The sequence below is a fragment of the Kitasatospora arboriphila genome, from assembly GCF_039528095.1.
Taxonomy (GTDB): domain Bacteria; phylum Actinomycetota; class Actinomycetes; order Streptomycetales; family Streptomycetaceae; genus Kitasatospora; species Kitasatospora arboriphila.
Window position 1 is genome coordinate 1 of sequence record NZ_BAAALD010000061.1, and the last position, 16400, is coordinate 16400.

Below are 16400 nucleotides of genomic sequence, written 5' to 3' on the forward strand. Positions count from 1 at the left end.
GGCCGCCGGGGCGGCCGGGCGCGCCGCGGTGACGTCCGTGCCTCGCTGCTCGCGCTGCTCAAGGAGCGGCCGATGCACGGGTACGAGATGATCACCGAGATCGGCGAGCGCACCGGCGGTGCGTGGCGGCCCAGCCCCGGATCGGTCTACCCGACCCTCCAGCTGCTGGAGGAGGAGGGCCTGATCGTCGCTCAGGAGTCCTCGGGCAAGAAGCTGTTCGACCTGACCGAGGCCGGCCGGGCCGAGGCCGACGCGGGGGCCGAGTCCCCGTGGGAGGAGGCCGGCCGGGGCGTCGACTGGGAGGCCGTCCAGGAGGTCGGTGCGGCGATGGGCGCCGTCGACCACGCGATCCGCCAGGTCATGCTGACGGGTACCGAGGAGCAGCGGGCCAAGGGGCTCGCCGTCCTCAACGAGGCCAAGCGCAAGCTGTACCTGATCCTCGCCGACGAGCAGGTCTGATCCGTCCCGCGGTCGACCGCACCGCCCCGTCGCGGCACCCGCCGCGGCGGGGCGGCGGCGTGCCCGGGAACGGCGGCGTGTCCGGGGGCGTGCTCGCTACCGAGGGGCGTGTCCGGCGGCCTCAGGCCTCGGCGTCGTACTCGTAGCGCCAGCGCCAGCCCTTGCTGCCGAAGATCTTCGACCGCCGGTAGACCAGCGTCACGGCGGGCAGGTCCGCGGTGGCCGGGACGGGCACGCGGTAGACCTTCGGGATCGTCCAGAAGGAGCCCAGCATGATCGGCAGGACCCTGCCGTCCAGGGGTCCGCCCACGAATTCGGTCTCCGCGCTCTTCACGCCTCCCAGGGTACGCGGGGTGCTCCGGGCCCTCTCGGCCGCCGGTCGGCGGCGCCCGCGTGCAGGTCCGGCAGAGGCGGTGTGGAGCCGGTGTGACCGGCGCAGCACCGCCCCCGGTCATTCCGGGGCCGTCCGCACCCTTATCCTGCTCTGTACGCCTCCGGGTTCGGCCCGGGTCCGCGGGCCCGCACGGGCCGGGCGAGGCGCGTGTCGTCGCGTCCGTCCGCCGAGTCGTACCTTCTCGAACTCCGTATCGTGCCCCGGGCGTTGGCCGCCCCGGTGATCCCGGCCGCGGCTGCGGCGGATGCGACCGACGGGCGCCCCGGGAAGTGGCGGGCGCCTGCCGTTGTTGCGTCGGACGGTGCGTCGTTCGCCGTGCCGCACCAGGCACGGCAGTTCACGGCAGAGCGGAAGGGGCCCGATGGAAGCCAGCAGCAGGTGGACGACCTGGTGGCGGCGTGAGCGGCGGCAGGACCGTCCGGTCACGGGCGGGGAGGCGGCCGCGAGGCTGGACCTGCTGCTGGGCGCGGTGCGCGCGGGCTTCCCGCTGGCACCCGCGGCCCACCCGGCGGGGTACCGGTGTTCCTGCGACCGGGTCGGCTGTCCGGCGCCGGCGCAGCACCCCGTCTCCTTCGCCTGGCAGACCCAGGCGACCACCGACGCCGAACAGCTCGCCCGCTGGCTCGCCCGCGACCCGCAGGCCAACTTCGTCACCGCCACCGGCCGCGTCCACGACGTGCTGGACGTCCCCGCCGAGGCGGGTCGGCTCGCGCTGGAGCGGCTGGAGGAGCGCGGCGTCCACGGACCGGTCGCCGCGGTCGGCGAGGACCGCTACCTGTTCTTCACCGCCACCCGCGGCACCCCCGCCGACGAGGACGAGTGGTGGACGAGCGCGCTGGACTCCACCCCGGACACCATGTCCGAACACCCCGGCCTGAGATGGCACTGCCGCGGCTCGTACACCCTGCTGCCGCCCGCCGCACTGCCGGACGGCTCCGAGGTGCGCTGGCTGCGCGGCCCCGACCAGCCGCTGCCCGACCCGCTGCGGGTGCTGGACGTGCTGACCGACGCCTGCACCGAGGTCGGCGCCGTCGCCGAGGAGCAGTGGCTGATCGGCTAGGCCCTCTCTTTCGGATCTTGTCGGATGAGCGTGCGGCGGTGGGCGCCCGGCTGGGCGTGCCGGCGGATCGGCCTCGTACTGGACCGTACGTGGACGATTCGCCGGTGCGTCCAGGCTGGGGGCACCTCCCGGCCCCCTCGGGGCTGGGGGAGATGCCCGGCGTCGCGCGCCCGGCAAGATCCGAAAGAGAGGGCCTAGCGGCCGCGCGGACCCAAACGCCGACCCTCCGGGAGGGGCGGCCGGCCGGGTGTGCCTAGGGCTCGGGCGTGCCGCCCAGCCCCGCCGCCTCCTCGGCCTCCAACCTGGCCTCCAGCGCCCGCAGCGCCGCGTACTCGGCCTCGTCGACCGCCTCCAGGGCGAAGTCCACGGCCTCCAGCGCGTAGCGCTCGGCGTAGTCGGCCTCCCGCCGGGCCACCCCGACGTCGTGCCGGGCCTCGCGCTCCGACGCGCGGTCCCGCGTCGCGCCGACGTGCCGGTGCCAGCTCTCGCGGAGGTGGTGCCAGGTCGGGCCCGCGTGCTCCTCGGCGTCGGCCGCGGCCTCGCGCGGCGGCCCGCCGTGCGTGCCGGAGCTCCCCCGCGCCCCTGCCAGGGCCTGCCGCAGCTCCTCGCCGGACTGCTGCCGCACCGCCTCCACGTGCTGCGCCGCCTCCGCGGCCCGCTGCGAGACCCGTTCGAGCCCCTGCGCCTCGTCCATCGACACCACACCTCGCCGTCGGCCGTACTCCACCTCCAGCCTGCGACCGCCCCGCCCGGCCCGCCTCCGGGCACCCGCCGACCGGCGCACCACCAGGGGCGGGGGACTGCGCAAATGCGGAATCGGCGTACCTCGCGGGTTCGGCCGACCCCGGACTGCGCAGCCCCCGCCCTCGTGGTGGCTACCCACTGCCTAGGGCTCGATGAGGGTGACGGTGACGGTGACCACCGGGCTGGGCGGCGGGACTGGCGGCGGGACGGGGGGCGGCGTGGTGCGGCTGGGGGTGGGGGAGGGCGTGGGGGCGGGTGCGGGGCGGGTCGCGGTGGGTGCGGGTGTCGGTGGCGTGGACGAGGTCGCGGTCGTCGTGGTCGGGGTGGGCGAGGGCGGTGCCGGCTCCGCGCCGGTGGGGACGGGGACGGCCGCCGTCGGTGCCGGCGTGTGGCCGGGCAGGGCGGCGGCCACCGCGAGGACGAGGAGCAGGACGGCGGCTGCCGCGCCCACCACGGTACGAACGGGGGCCGGGCGCCGCGGTGCCGCGGTGGGCGGGGACGGGACGGCCGGTCCGACGGGCGGGCAGGGCGGAGCCTCGCCCGTCCACAGCAGCAGTGCAGGGGTCAGGACGGGCCGGTGCCAGTCCCGGACGGCGGCGAGTTCGGTGCAGGCCGTCCCGCACGGCCCGCACCCGGCGAGGTGGTCGGCGAGCCCGGGTTCCGGGGCGGAGCCGCGGCGGACGGTGTCGCCGAGCCGGGCGACCAGCTGGCGGCAGGCCCGGGCCGGGACACGGGCCACGTACACCTGGAGGTAGGTGTCGAACAGGGCGGCCCGGGCGGGCGGTGCGGGCGGGCGCAGGTCCCCGTCCGGGCCGAGGCCGTGCCAGAGCTCCTCCTGCCGGTGCGCGGGCAGCCGGCGGAAGGCCTGCAGCAGCGGCGCCTCCTGTTCGACGGCGGCCAGGGCGCCGGCGAGGCCCGCCCCCGGGTGGCGGGCGGCCGCGGCGTGCAGCCAGCTGCGGAAGCCGGCCGACAGCTCGGCCTCCCGTCCGGTGTCGGCCCACCGTGCGGCCGTGCGGCGGAGTGCGGCGACCAGCTCCGGCCGCGGGGCGCCGGCCGTCGGGAGCGTCCGGGCGGCCTCGTCGACCAGTCGGCGGGCGGTGGCCCCGTCCGGGCAGCACAGGCGGGCGTATCCGAGGACGGCGGCCCGGTGGCGGTCGGTGGGACTGGGGGAACGGCGGGCGGGCGTGCCGTCCGCGGGCGGCGGTGCCGCGTCCTGCATGGGTCTGTCCAGGGGTGTGTTCGTCCGGGTGCCGGGTCGTCCGGTCCTGGTCGTCCGGGTGGGTGGGGTCGGGTGGGCGGCCGTACCGGGCGGGACCCGGTACGGCCGCGGGTGAGGGTGCCGGGTCAGCCGCTCGGCGAGGCCGGGCCGGGGCCGGCGAACCGCACCGAGGTGCCGTCGACGGTGGCCTCGACCGGATGGGCGTCCACGGGGAACAGGCAGCCCTTGGTCTCGCTGCACGCGGCGTACCCGACCAGGACGGTGGCCGGGCCCTCCGCGGTCCGGTGCACCGGCAGGGTCACGGTGACCGGGCCGTCCGGGTAGACCGGCACCGGCGGCAGCCCGCCGGGCAGTTGGAGGTCGTGCACGGCGGCGCCGGTGGTGGGCCGCGCGGTCTGCTCCAGGCCGCCGCGCAGCTTCAGCGAGACCGGCCGCCCGATGCCGTCGACGCCGCCGGGTGGCAGGTCCAGGCTGTAGAGGTGGTAGCCGGCCGCGGTGGGGGTGAACACGGCGGTCAGCGTGCCGGCCGTGCCGTCCCACCGGTCGACGGAGAGGTCGACGGTGACGCCGTTCTCGGTGAAGCTCGCCGAGGACGGCCGCTGCGCCGGGCCGCCGGTGGAGGCGCAGCCGGCGGCCGGGCCGAGCAGCAGCCCGGCCGCGAGCGCGGCCACCGAAGCCCGGACCGGCCTGCCCTGGCGGCCGCCCTGACGGTGCGGCGGCCGACGCGCCGTCACTTCGCCCACTGGCGGAGGAAGCCGTCGAGGCCGGTCTCGGTCAGCTTCGGCAGGCCCGTCCGGTTGGTGTTGGTGACGACCGTGTTCTTGGCGTCGACGACGATGATCACGGGGGTGCTGAAGCCGTGCGAGCTGTCGTAGCGGCCGAGGATCGCCATGTTGGTCCGGTTGTTCTCCAGGTCGATCTTCACCACGTGGTAGGAGGCGTCCAGGGTGCTGCGGATCCGGCTCTTGGCGAAGAGCCCGTCGACGGCCCGGCAGACGCCGCACTCGTTGGTGCCGAAGTCGAGCAGCACGCGCCGGCCGTCGGACTTCGCCAGGGCGAGCGCCGCGTCGATCTCCTTCTGGGCGTTCGCGGACGGGTTGTAGCCGGCCAGCGAGACCCGCTTGGTCGGGGCGGTGGAGGGGGACGCGGACGCCGTCGCCGAGCGGGTGGGCGTCGCCGCGCTCGCGGAGGGGCTCGCCGTGGTCGGTGCGGCCGAGGTCGGGCTCGGCAGCGGCGAAGGCAGGTCCTCGGCGGGCGCGGCGGCGCTCACCGGTGCGGCGGCGGCCGCGCCGTCGGAGGAGTCGGCCGGTCCGCAGGCGGCCAGTGAGGCGGCGGCGGTCAGCGCGGCGAGGACGGCTCCGAGGGATCTGCGGTCGAGGCTCATGGACGGTGCTCCCGGGGGCGGTGCCGCCCGGAGGCCCGGGGGAGGGCGGGAGGGGCGGCGCGAGGGTGGGTGGTGCTCTTGCCCTGGGAGACCGCATCCGGGGCCGCGGATAACGGAAATCCGCGGCCCCGTCCGTCCCGTTGCCGACTACGGGAGGGTGAGGATCTCCGCGCCGTCGGCGGTGACCACCAGGGTGTGCTCGAACTGGGCGGTCCGCTTGCGGTCCTTGGTGACGACCGTCCAGCCGTCCTCCCAGATGTCGTAGTCGTAGCTGCCCAGGGTCAGCATCGGCTCGATGGTGAAGGTCATGCCGGGCTTGATCACCTCGGTGGCCCGCTCGCTGTCGTAGTGCGGGACGATCAGGCCGGAGTGGAACGAGGTGTTGATGCCGTGGCCGGTGAAGTCGCGGACGACCCCGTAGCCGAAGCGCTTCGCGTAGGACTCGATGACCCGGCCGATGACGTTGATCTGGCGGCCCGGCTTGACCGCCTTGATCGCCCGGTCGAGCGCCTCCCGGGTGCGCTCGACGAGCAGCTCGGACTCCTCGTCGACGTTGCCGCACGGGTAGGTGGCGTTGAGGTCGCCGTGCACGCCGTGGATGTACGCGGTGGCGTCGATGTTGACGATGTCGCCGTCCTGAAGGACCGTCGAGTCCGGGATGCCGTGGCAGATCACCTCGTTGATCGAGGTGCAGATCGACTTCGGGAAGCCGCGGTAGCCGAGGTCGGACGGGTAGGCGCCGTGGTCGCACATGTAGGCGTGCGCGACCGCGTCCAGCTCGTCGGTGGTCACGCCCGGCGCGATGAGCTTGGCCGCCTCCTCCATCGCCCGGGCGGCGATCCCGCCGGCGATCCGCATCTTCTCGACCGTCTCGGCGCTCTGCACCTCCGGGCCGGTGTACGGCGCGGGCGCGGGCCTGCCCACGTACTCCGGGCGCGCGATGTGCGCGGGAACCTTGCGGGTGGGGGACACGGTGCCGGGTACGAGAGCCATGCCGCGAGTCTATCCGTCGGCCCCTCAGCGACCCGGCCGTGCGGGCGGCCGTCGGGCGGGTGCAGCGCGGGTGGTGCGCCGTGTGTACGGGCGCGGCGCCGGGAAAGGATCACCCCGGACGACGAAGCGAACAGGAGCAGCTCACATGCCCATGGGATTCGGCCGCAAGGCCACCGGGAAGCCCGGCGAATGGTTCTACTGCATCAAGCACGGCAAGGTCGAGGAGGGCCCGGAGTGCCCGGCCAAGGACCGGCTCGGCCCGTACGCCACCCCCGGCGAGGCCGCCGCGGCGCTGGAGATCGCCGCGGAGCGCAACCGGGAGTGGCAGAACGACCCGCGCTGGCACGACGGGCCGCCCGAGGACGCCGACGAGGACTGAGCGGGCGGGCCCCTCGCGGCCGATCCGCCGTCAGGCCGCGGGCACCGGCTCCCGCCCGCCGGCGTCGCGGTCCTCGGCGGCGGCCCGCACGGCCGCCGCGTGGGGGTCCGTCCGGTCGTCGTAGGCGAGCAGGCTCGGCAGGGCCACGGCCAGCAGTGCCACACCCAGCACGCAGACCGCGCCGCCGCTCCAGATCGCCCCGCGGACACCGATCAGCGCGGCCGCGCCGCCGGCCCGGACCTGGCCCAGCTGCGGGCCCACCGAGTAGCTGAGCAACTCCACCCCGGCGAGCCGGCCGCGCAGTTCGTCCGGGATGGACTGGTTCCACAGGGTGGAACGCGCGATGCCGCTGATCTGGTCGGCGCCGCCGGCCGCGGCCAGGCAGAGCAGCACCAGCCAGATGTTGCCGGTCACACCGGCGAGCGTCATCGCGGCACCCCAGCCGAGGGCGGCGAGGACGAGCATCCGCCCGTGCCGGTGGATCCGGGAGGTCCAGCCGCTGGTCGCCGAGACGGCCAGCGCACCGGCCGCGGACGCGCCGTACAGCAGGCCGAGCGCCCAGCCGGCGTCCAACTCGGCGGCCAGGAACGGGAAGATCGCCACCGGGAAGGCGAACAGCATCGCGCAGACGTCGATCGCGTACGTGCCGAGCAGGTCCTTGCGGCTCCACGCGTACCGGACACCGGTCGCGACCGCCCGCAGCGAGGGCCGTTCGGCGCCGGACGGCGGCGGCACCGCCCGGATCCGGGCGAGCAGCAGCAGCGAGACGCCGAAACTGGCGACGTCCAGCGCGAAGGCGGTCTGCACCCCGGCGACCGCCACCACCACACCGGCGAGTGCCGGCCCGGCCACCGAACCGACGTTCCGGTACAGCGAGTTCAGCGCGAACGCGGCCGTCAGCTGCTCGTGCGGCACGATCCGCGGGGTGAGCGAGTCCAGCGCCGGGCGCTGCAGTCCGTCCACCGCCGCGACCAGCGCGGCCACCACGTAGATCGGCCACAGCAGCGGCTGCGGCAGCAGCGCGTTGACCAGCAGCAGCGCGCTCAGCAGGCCGAGCCCGGCCTCCGCGAGCAGCACCAGCCGGCGGCGGTCCATCGCGTCCGCGAGCGCCCCGCCCCACAGGCCGAACACCACCAGCGGCACCAGCTCGACCGCGCCGACCAGGCCCACCTGGAAGGAGGAACCGGTGAGGTCCTTGATCTGCAGCGGCACCGCGACGTAGGTCAGGAAGCTGCCCAGGCTGCTCACGCAGCCGGAGCTCCAGAGCAGCCGGAAGTCCCGCGAGCTGCGCCACGGGGCGGTGTCGGGGAGCAGCCCGCGCAGGGCGGTGCGCAGCCGTTTCGGGAGCGGTGGGGGTGGTACGGACGTCACGGTCGGCCATCCTCGGTCGGCCGGGCGCGCCGGGCAAACGATTTACCGGCCGTGCACCACCGATCGCCGCACCGATCGCCGCACCGCTCTCCACGCCACCGGTCGTCGCGCGGCCGGTCCGCGGGGCCGGATCACCAGCGCAGCACCGGTGGCGCGACCAGGCGTTCGGCGAGCCCGGCCAGCCGGCTGCGCAGCCCCCGGGCGGGCCGCGCCGAGGCGGCCGCGCCGACCAGGTGCTGCACCAGGTCGAACGGGCCCTCGCCGGCCACCGGCACCGCCAGCCGCTCGTGGGCGAGCGCGCCCAGTTCGGCGTCGCCGGCGTCCAGGGCGAGCACCGTGGCACCGCCGCGCCGGGCGTCCTCGACCCGCTCCAGCAGCCCCTGGCCCGGTTCGTGCGGCGCCACCACCAGCACCGTGCTGCCGCGCGGCGCCTCGCCGAGCCGCCGCAGCCCGTGCGCCAGGTGAGCCGGGGCCGCCGCCGGGACCTCGTGCCGCACCAGCAGCGGGGCCAGCCCGGCGACGCCGCAGTGCGCCGCCTCCTCGTCCAGGTGCGCGGCCAGGTGCCACGGTTCGTAGCGCTCGGTGCCGACCAGCAGCAGGCCCGCCGCGGTGCGCCGGGTGACCGATCGGTGCAGCGCCCCGCCGAAGGCCCGGGTGACGTCCAGCAGGCCGGTGCCGGCCAAGGTCGCGCTCAGTGCGGAAAGTCTCACCGCGTCCATGCGGCACAGCATGGAGGAGCGGCCGGTGCTTTGGCAGGATCTTGTCCATGACGCAACCCGAATCGGTGAATCCCGCCGCCGCGGCGGCCCCCGCTCCGCTCGACGTGTCCTCGCTCGTCGTGGGTGTCCTCGGCGGCACCGGCGACCAGGGCCGCGGCCTCGCCTACCGGCTGGCCAAGGCCGGCCAGCAGGTGGTCATCGGCTCCCGGACGGCCGAGCGGGCCGCGGCCGCCGCGGAGGAGATCGGCCTCGGCGTGCGCGGCGCGGACAACGCGACCTGCGCCCGGGAGAGCGACATCGTGATCGTCGCCGTGCCGTGGGACGGCCACGCCGCCACCCTCGCGGCCCTGCGCGAGGAGCTCGCCGGCAAGATCGTGGTGGACTGCGTCAACCCGCTCGGCTTCGACAAGCAGGGCGCCTACGCGCTGAAGCCGGAGGAGGGCAGCGCCGCCCAGCAGGCCGCCGCCCTGCTGCCGGACTCCCGGGTGACCGCGGCCTTCCACCACCTGTCCGCGGTGCTGCTGCAGGACGCCTCGATCGAGGAGATCGACACCGACGTGATGGTGCTCGGCGAGGACCGTGCCGCCACCGAGACCGTGCAGGCGCTGGCCGGGCGGATCCCCGGCATGCGCGGCATCTTCGCCGGACGGCTGCGCAACGCCCACCAGGTCGAGTCGCTGGTCGCCAACCTGATCTCGGTGAACCGCCGCTACAAGGCGCACGCCGGTCTGCGGATCACCGACGTCTGAGCCGTCCGCCGGGACGCCGGGACGCCGAGCCGCAGAACGCAGAACGCAGAACGCAGAACACCGAGCCGCCCGCCGGCGCCAGGGCCCGACGGCCGGGCGAACGGCCGGGCCCACGGCCGCCACAGGTCCCCTCCCGCAGGTCCGGACGACCCGCAGGAGGGGGTCTCGGCCCCGGCACGGGCACCGGTCGGTGAGAATGGGGTGTCCGCTGCCGCCGGCGCAGGCCGGCGGTGCCCCCACCCAGGAGAGTCCCGCCATGCCCCGTAACGCCCTGCTCGCCTCGATCGTCCTCGTGCTCGCCGTGACGGCCGCCGTCGTCTCCTTCGTCGAGGGCAACTGGTTCGGCGTGATCTGGGTGCTGATGGCCGGCGTCGCCTCGAACATGGCCTGGTACTACATCCGCAAGGACCGCCAGGACCGCGCCGCGGCCGCCCGGGCCGAGCAGCAGCTCTGAGCCGGCGGGGTCACTCCCAGAAGCGGAACAGGAACTGCCCGACCACCGGGTAGGCCTTGGAGACGCCGAACAGGTCGGTGATCACGAAGACCAGGTCGGAGAACCAGCGGCTGGCCGCGGTCTGCCAGAAGATCACGAACACCGCGAGCATGCCGTACGGCGCGAACGGCTCGATCGCGCGGCGGGTCTTCAGCGACAGCCAGGGCTCGACGATGCCGTAGCCGTCCAGCCCGGGCACCGGCAGCAGGTTCAGCAGTGCCGCACTGACCTGCAGGAACGCCAGGAATCCGAGGGCCGCGGGGAAGGCCGAGACGATCAGCTCCTGGCCGTTCAGCACCGCCGGGTGCGCCGGGTCGTCGAACACCCCGGAGCTCACCAGGACGAGCAGGCCGATGCCGATCACCACGTTCACCAGCGGGCCGGCCGCGGAGATCAGGCTGTGCTTGACTCGGCCGCGGATCCGGTGCCGCTCGATGTACACCGCGCCGCCGGGCAGGCCGATCCCGCCCATGATCACGAAGACCACCGGCAGCACGAAGCTCAGCAGCGCGTGCGCGTACTTGAACGGGTTGAGCGTCAGGTAGCCCTTGGCGCCGATGGTGATGTCCCCGCTGTGCAGGGCGGTGCGCGCGTGCGCGTACTCGTGCAGGCAGAGCGAGACCATCCAGCCCGCCACCACGAACAGGAACACCCCGAAGCGGGGATTGCCGAAACCGCTCACCACCGCCCACGCGGAGGTGACCAGGGTCGCGAGCAGCACCCAGAAGACCGGGCTGATCCGGCTCTCCTCGCTGCGGCGCTGCGTGGTGGCGAAGGTCATGGTGCGAAAGCTCCGTGGATGGCCGGGGGCGGGCAGGGGACGATCATGCCGCGCGGCTCGCGACCGCGACAAGCCGTCACCGAAGAACGCACCGCACCCGCCCACGGTTCCACCGGTCCGAATATCCGTGCGCCCGCCACGCTGCCCGTCGACCAGAATGGGCCCGTGCACTACGGCATCCTCGGCACCACCACCGCCCACCACGACGACGGCACCCCGGTACCGCTCGGCGGCGCCCGGTTGCGCGCCCTGCTGGCCGCGCTCGCCCTGCGCCAGGGCCGGCCCGTCCCGGCCGACCTGCTGGTGGACGAGGTCTGGGGTGACGAACCGCCGCAGGACTCCTCCGCCGCCCTGCAGACCCTGGTCGGCCGGCTGCGCCGCACCATCGGCCGCGGGGAGATCGGCTCCGGGCCGGCCGGCTACTGGCTGACCGGCCGCACCGACGCCGACGACTTCCTGCGGCTCGCCGCCGACGGCCGCCGGGCGCCCGCCGCCGGCGACCACCGGGAGGCCGCCGACCGGCTGAACAGCGCGCTCGCCCTGTGGCGCGGCCCGGCCCTCGCCGACCTGCCGGACCGGGCCGGGCCCGCCGTCCGGCTGGAGGCCCGGCGCGAGGAGGCCCGCCGGCACCGGATCACCGCCGACCTCGCCCTCGGCAACACCGCCGACCTCACCGCCGAGCTCGCCGAACTCTGCGAACTGCACCCCCTCGACGAGCAGCTGCACGCGCTGGCGATCCGCGCCCTGCGCGCCGAGGGCCGCACCGCCGAGGCCCTGCAGCGCTACGAGGACACCCGCCGCATCCTGGCCGACCGGCTCGGCACCGACCCCGGCCCGGAGCTACGCGCCCTGCACGCCGAACTGCTGGCACCCGCACCGGCCGCGCCCGTCCCGGTGCCCGCCGCTGCGCCCGCCCCGGGCGCCGGCACCCGGGCCGCTCCGACCGCTCCGGCCGCGCCTGCCGCGCCTGCCGCTGCTGCCGTCCCGGCCGGCAACCTCCGCCCCCGGCTCACCAGCTTCGTCGGCCGGGACGGCGACCTCACCGCCCTCGGCCGCGCCCTGACGGCGGGCCGGCTCACCACGCTCACCGGCCCCGGCGGCTCCGGCAAGACCCGGCTCTCGGTGGAGGCCGGCCGCGCCGCCCAGCACGGCGGCTCCTGGCCGGACGGCGTCTGGATGGTCGAGCTCGCCCCGCTGGAGGACTCCCTCGCCGTCCCCGGCGCGGTGGCCGCCGCGCTCGGCCTGCGCGAGACGGTGCTGCACACCGGCGGCGCCGTCGCCGAGGTGATGGACGCCCGCCGCAGCGACCCCGTCCGCCGACTGGTCGAGCACTGCGCCGCGCGCCGGATGCTGCTCGTCCTCGACAACTGCGAGCACCTGGTGCAGGCCGCCGCCGAGCTCGCCGACCGGCTGCTCGCCGAGTGCCCCGGGCTCACCGTCCTCGCCACCAGCCGGGAGCCGCTCGGCGTCCCCGGCGAGGCGGTGCTGCCGGTCGAGCCGCTGCCCGACCCGGCCGCCCTGCGCCTGCTCGCCGAACGCGGCGCCGCCGCCCGGCCCGGCTTCGACCCCGCCGAGGACCCGGAGGCCTGCGCCGAGATCTGCCGCCGCCTGGACGGCCTGCCGCTCGCCATCGAGCTCGCCGCCGCCCGGCTGCGCGGCCTGACCCCGCGTCAGCTCGCCGACCGCCTCGACGGCCGGTTCGCCCTGCTCACCGCCGGCTCCCGCACCCTGCTGCCCCGTCAGCAGACCCTGCGCGCCGTCGTCGACTGGAGCTGGGACCTGCTCGGCGAACGCGAACGCGCCGTGCTGCGCCGGCTCTCCGTCTTCGCCGGCGGCTGCACCCTGGAGGCCGCCGAACAGGTCGTCGCCGACGGCACCCAGGTGCGCCGCGAGGACGTCGCCGACCTGCTGCTCTCCTTGGTCGACAAGTCCCTGGTGGTCGCCGACCTGGAGAACGGGCCGCGCTACTGGATGCTGGAGACCATCCACGAGTACGCCGCCGAGAAGCTCGCCACGTCCGGCGGCGACGGCGCCGCGCTGCGCCACGTCCGCCACTACCGCGAGCTCGTCCGGATCGCCGACTTCCACATGCACGGGCACGAGCAGGTCGTGCGCCTCGCCGAGCTCGACGGCGAGCAGGAGAACATCCGGGCCGCGCTGCGCACCGCCGCCGAGCTCCGGGACGAGGAGGAGCTGCTCGTCCTGGTGCTCGGGATGAGCTGGTTCTGGTCGCTGCGGGACAACCGCCGGGAGGCCCGCGAGTGGTACGACGCGGTCTGCGCGCTCGGCCCCGACGCCTTCGCCGACGACGCGCCGCGGCCGGTGCCGCTGGAGGCCGGCCCGCTGGACGCACCGCCGCCGCTGTCGCAGGAGATGCTGGACGAGGCCCGCCGGCAGGCCCACCTGCACCGCCTGATCGACCAGTTCACCGGGAACATGGCGGCGATCGGCGACCCGGCGGTGATAGATCTCGCCACCCGGGTGCTGGCCACCTACACCCCGGACCTGCCGCAGTCCTACCGGTTCCCCGCGCTGCTGCGGGTGTTCGCGGTCTTCCTCTCCGGCGAGCTGGACCGGATGCGCGACACGATGGACGCCGCCGTCGACGGCTGCCGCCGGTACGGCCGCCCGCTGGACCTCGCCTTCGCCCTGCAGCTGCGCGCCCGGCTGCTCAACGACTGGGTCGGCGGCCTCGACCAGGCGGTCGCCGACAGCGCCGAGGCACTGGAGATCTTCACCCGGCTCGGCAACCGCTGGGGCATGTCCGAGGCCCTCTCCGCGCAGGCGGAGAACGCCGCCAAGCAGGGCGACGGCCGACGGGCGGCCGAGGCCTACCGGCAGGCCATCGAGATCGCCGCCGAGCTCGGCGCCTGGCAGGAGGTGCCGCTGCTGGAGGTCCGGCTCGGCGAGGCGCTCTTCGAGTTCGACGAGGCGGACGGCGAGCGGCGGATCCGGGAGGCGCTGGAGTCCGTCCGGGCCGCCAACCACGCGGCCGACGGCACGATGCTCTACGGCCGGCTGGTGCTCTGCAACATCCACACCCAGCGCGGGGACTACGCCCGGGCGCTGGTGGAGCTCGACCGGCTGGTGATGAACAACCAGGCGTTCGGGCCGATCGTGCCGGGGGTGTTCGAGGGCATCGTCGGCTGCATCCGAGGCTGGGTCACCGCCCGGGCCGGCGACGCCCCGCGCGGCCTGGAGCTGCTCGCCGAGGGTCGCCGGGAGATGAAGGGCGTGCCCGGCGGGGCGACCGCCTTCGCCGAGCACATGGCGGTGATGCTGATGCTGCCGGCCACCGGCATCGTGCTGGCCCTCGCCGAGCAGCAGGAGGACCCGCGGCCGGCGGCCCGCCGGGCGGCCGTGCTGCTCGGCGCCCACGACGCCCTGCACGGCAGCCGCGGCTCGTACATGGAGCGCCGGGAGCGCGACCGGATGGCGCAGGTGCTGACCGGCATGCTCGGCGAGGAGGGGTACGCGGCCGGGTACGCCGAGGGCGGCCGCCTCACCCTCTCGGAGGCGGCCGCCCTGATGGACGACCCCGGCGCCCTCTGACGCCGGGTCGAGGTCCGTGCCGTCAGGTCCGCTTGCGGAAGCGGGCCACGGCCAGCGGCGCGGTGACTGCGGTGATCGCCACCGACCAGACGACCACGATCGTCACCGAGTGGGTGAGCGGGCCGCCGTTGATCAGGTTGCGGCAGGCGTCGGCGAGTGCGGACAGCGGGTTGTACTCGGTGAAGGCCTGCAGCCAGCCCGGCATGGTGCTGGTCGGGGCGAAGATCGAGCTGCCGAACTGCAGCGGCATCATGACCAGCATGCTGACGCCCTGCACGGCCTGGGCGCTGCGCAGCGACATGCCGAGCAGCATGGAGATCCAGATGATCGACATGCCGAACAGCAGGGACAGGCCGACCGCGGCGAGCAGGTGCAGGAAGCCGGTCTTGATCTCCAGCCCGAGGAGCATCGAGAAGGCGATGAGGATGGTGAAGGAGACCAGGCCGCGGCAGGTCTCCGCGACGATCTTGGAGAGCAGCACCGAGGCCCGGCCGATCGGCAGGGTCCGGAAGCGGTCCATCACGCCGGTCTGGAAGTCGCTGTTGAGTCCGGTGCCGACGGCCATCGCCAGGTTGAGGCCGGTGGTGCCGAGCAGGCCCGGGATCATGTACTGGATGTAGTCGTGCTGGCTGCCGGAGACCGCGCCGCCGAAGACGTAGACGAACAGCACGGTGAAGATGATCGGGATCAGCAGCGCGTCGAGCATCGACTCGGGGTCGGCCTTGATCCGCATCAGGTTGCGGCGGGTCAGCGCGCCGACGTGGCGCAGGTGTCCGGCCGGGCCGATCCGCGGGTCGTCCGCGTGGGCGGTGGCGGGGGCGAGGGTGGCGGCGGTCATGCCACGGGCTCCTTGTCGAGGATCGGGGCGGCGGAGGCGGACGGCTTGCCGGTGATGGCGAGGAAGACCTCGTCGAGGCTGGGGAGCTTGGTGTCGATGCCCGCGATGCCGAAGCCGCGGGTGCCGAGGACGCCGACGACGGCGGTGAGCTGCTCCTCGCCGGTGAGCTGCACGGAGAGCAGCCCGGTGTCGGCGGAGAAGGTGGCGGCGACGCCGGCCTCGTGCAGGCAGCGGGCCATCTCGGGCAGCTCGGCCGGGTGCAGCGGGCGGACCTGCAGGGTCTGGCCGCCGACCTGGGTCTTGAGCTCCTCGATGCCGCCGGCGGCGATCACCCGGCCGCGGTCGATCACGGTGAGCTCGTGGGCGAGCTGCTCGGCCTCCTCCATGTACTGGGTGGTCAGCAGCACGGTGGAGCCCTCGGCGACCATCCGCTGGACCTCGTCCCAGACCTCGTTGCGGGTGCGCGGGTCGAGGCCGGTGGTGGGCTCGTCCAGGTAGAGCACCTTCGGCCGGCCGATCATCGAGGCGGCGAGGTCGAGGCGGCGGCGCATGCCGCCGGAGTAGGTCTTGGCGGGCCGCTTGGCCGCCTCGGTGAGCGAGAAGCGCTCCAGCAGCTCGGCGGCGCGGGTCCTGGACTCCTTGGCCGAGAGGTCGAGCAGCCGGCCGATCAGGTAGAGGTTCTCGTAGCCGGAGAGCAGCTCGTCCACCGAGGCGTACTGGCCGGTGAGGCCGATGGTGCGGCGCAGCTGCTTGGGCTGGCGCAGCACGTCGTAGCCGCCGACGAAGGCGGTGCCCGCGTCGGGCTTGACCAGGGTGGAGAGGATCCGGACGAGGGTGGTCTTGCCGGCGCCGTTCGGGCCGAGCAGACCGAGCACGGTGCCCTCGCGGACGGTCAGGTCGACGCCGTCGAGCGCGCGGGTGGCGCCGAAGGTCTTGACGATGCCGCGGACCTCCACGGCGTGGTTGCGGGGCCCCCGGTCGTTCGGGGCGGTGGCGATCGGTGTCATGTCCCACAGGCTGCCCGGGCCCGCTGTCGCCGCTCTGTCGTCCGGCTGTCAGCGCCGGGCGGCCCGCCGCCGGCCGCTGTCATGCCGCCGACACGCCGCTGTCGGCGCCCGGAACGCCGACGGCGCACCCGCCGCGGGGGCGGGTGCGCCGTGCCGCCGGGCCTCGGGGGCGGCGCCCGGCAGGTCCTTGGTCCGGTTCCCGGGGAGGGTGCCCCCCTGGGCGGGGGCGGGGGCGCGCTGGTACAGGGCGGCCCGGCC

The 16400-nt window shown here is 75.3% G+C and carries 17 protein-coding genes and 1 pseudogene; 6 read left to right on the plus strand and 12 right to left on the minus strand.

The window, feature by feature from the left end; translation table 11 throughout:
- Positions 1-459: PadR family transcriptional regulator (locus ABD353_RS26480; protein WP_344626185.1), on the plus strand; the 459-nt coding region annotated here is incomplete at its 5' end.
- Between the two features lie 121 nt (positions 460-580).
- Here the strand turns inward: ABD353_RS26480 and ABD353_RS26485 are convergent.
- Positions 581-793, minus strand: coding sequence for a hypothetical protein (locus tag ABD353_RS26485; protein WP_344626186.1), 213 nt, complete (start codon positions 791-793; stop codon positions 581-583).
- Between the two features lie 421 nt (positions 794-1214).
- Here ABD353_RS26485 and ABD353_RS26490 point away from each other — a divergent pair, with 421 nt between their 5' ends.
- Positions 1215-1913, plus strand: coding sequence for a bifunctional DNA primase/polymerase (locus ABD353_RS26490; RefSeq protein ID WP_344626187.1), 699 nt, complete (start codon positions 1215-1217; stop codon positions 1911-1913).
- A gap of 253 nt (positions 1914-2166) precedes the next feature.
- Here ABD353_RS26490 and ABD353_RS26495 read toward each other — a convergent pair whose 3' ends face one another.
- The 5 genes from ABD353_RS26495 to map form a co-directional block, all read right to left on the minus strand.
- A complete protein-coding gene (locus ABD353_RS26495) occupies positions 2167-2607 on the minus strand; it encodes a hypothetical protein (protein ID WP_344626188.1) in 441 nt (146 codons plus the stop codon).
- 192 nt (positions 2608-2799) lie between these two features.
- Complete coding sequence (locus tag ABD353_RS26500; RefSeq protein ID WP_344626189.1) at positions 2800-3876, minus strand: hypothetical protein; 1077 nt, start codon at positions 3874-3876, stop codon at positions 2800-2802.
- A gap of 125 nt (positions 3877-4001) precedes the next feature.
- Positions 4002-4547 (minus strand): hypothetical protein, encoded by a 546-nt coding sequence (locus tag ABD353_RS26505; RefSeq protein ID WP_344626190.1) that lies wholly within the window; start codon positions 4545-4547, stop codon positions 4002-4004.
- A 59-nt stretch (positions 4548-4606) separates the two neighbouring features.
- Complete coding sequence (locus ABD353_RS26510) at positions 4607-5260, minus strand: thioredoxin family protein (protein WP_344626191.1); 654 nt, start codon at positions 5258-5260, stop codon at positions 4607-4609.
- A gap of 147 nt (positions 5261-5407) precedes the next feature.
- Positions 5408-6253 (minus strand): type I methionyl aminopeptidase, encoded by an 846-nt coding sequence (gene map, locus ABD353_RS26515; protein ID WP_344626192.1) that lies wholly within the window; start codon positions 6251-6253, stop codon positions 5408-5410.
- Between the two features lie 145 nt (positions 6254-6398).
- Here map and ABD353_RS26520 point away from each other — a divergent pair, with 145 nt between their 5' ends.
- On the plus strand, positions 6399-6632 hold the full coding sequence (locus ABD353_RS26520; RefSeq protein WP_344626193.1) for a hypothetical protein: 234 nt from the start codon (positions 6399-6401) through the stop codon (positions 6630-6632).
- A gap of 30 nt (positions 6633-6662) precedes the next feature.
- On the opposite strand, the gene ABD353_RS26525 is transcribed toward ABD353_RS26520, so the two are convergent.
- Together ABD353_RS26525 and ABD353_RS26530 are read right to left on the minus strand one after the other, a co-directional pair.
- Positions 6663-8003 carry an MFS transporter gene (locus tag ABD353_RS26525; RefSeq protein WP_344626194.1) on the minus strand — a complete coding sequence of 447 codons (1341 nt, stop codon included), beginning with the start codon at positions 8001-8003 and terminating at the stop codon, positions 6663-6665.
- Between the two features lie 131 nt (positions 8004-8134).
- On the minus strand, positions 8135-8722 hold the full coding sequence (locus tag ABD353_RS26530) for a hypothetical protein (protein ID WP_344626195.1): 588 nt from the start codon (positions 8720-8722) through the stop codon (positions 8135-8137).
- Positions 8723-8769: 47 nt separating this feature from the next.
- On the opposite strand from ABD353_RS26530, the gene npdG reads away from it, so the two are divergent.
- A complete protein-coding gene (gene npdG, locus ABD353_RS26535) occupies positions 8770-9471 on the plus strand; it encodes an NADPH-dependent F420 reductase (RefSeq protein ID WP_344626196.1) in 702 nt (233 codons plus the stop codon).
- A 256-nt stretch (positions 9472-9727) separates the two neighbouring features.
- Positions 9728-9925: a hypothetical protein gene (locus tag ABD353_RS26540; RefSeq protein ID WP_344626197.1), complete on the plus strand. Its 198-nt coding sequence runs from the start codon at positions 9728-9730 to the stop codon at positions 9923-9925.
- Positions 9926-9935: 10 nt separating this feature from the next.
- Here the strand turns inward: ABD353_RS26540 and ABD353_RS26545 are convergent, their stop codons facing one another.
- Positions 9936-10745 carry a site-2 protease family protein gene (locus tag ABD353_RS26545; protein WP_344626198.1) on the minus strand — a complete coding sequence of 270 codons (810 nt, stop codon included), beginning with the start codon at positions 10743-10745 and terminating at the stop codon, positions 9936-9938.
- A 165-nt stretch (positions 10746-10910) separates the two neighbouring features.
- Between ABD353_RS26545 and ABD353_RS26550 the strand changes: the two genes are divergently transcribed.
- Positions 10911-14297 (plus strand): AfsR/SARP family transcriptional regulator, encoded by a 3387-nt coding sequence (locus tag ABD353_RS26550; protein ID WP_344626199.1) that lies wholly within the window; start codon positions 10911-10913, stop codon positions 14295-14297.
- Between the two features lie 22 nt (positions 14298-14319).
- Here ABD353_RS26550 and ABD353_RS26555 read toward each other — a convergent pair whose 3' ends face one another.
- The 3 genes and pseudogenes from ABD353_RS26555 to ABD353_RS26565 form a co-directional block, all read right to left on the minus strand.
- A complete protein-coding gene (locus tag ABD353_RS26555) occupies positions 14320-15135 on the minus strand; it encodes an ABC transporter permease (protein WP_344626200.1) in 816 nt (271 codons plus the stop codon).
- Positions 15132-16142: an ATP-binding cassette domain-containing protein gene (locus ABD353_RS26560; RefSeq protein ID WP_344626201.1), complete on the minus strand. Its 1011-nt coding sequence runs from the start codon at positions 16140-16142 to the stop codon at positions 15132-15134. The genes ABD353_RS26555 and ABD353_RS26560 overlap by 4 nt, the downstream gene beginning before the upstream one ends.
- A gap of 48 nt (positions 16143-16190) precedes the next feature.
- Positions 16191-16400 (minus strand): annotated as a pseudogene (locus ABD353_RS26565) (hypothetical protein); the annotation flags it as partial.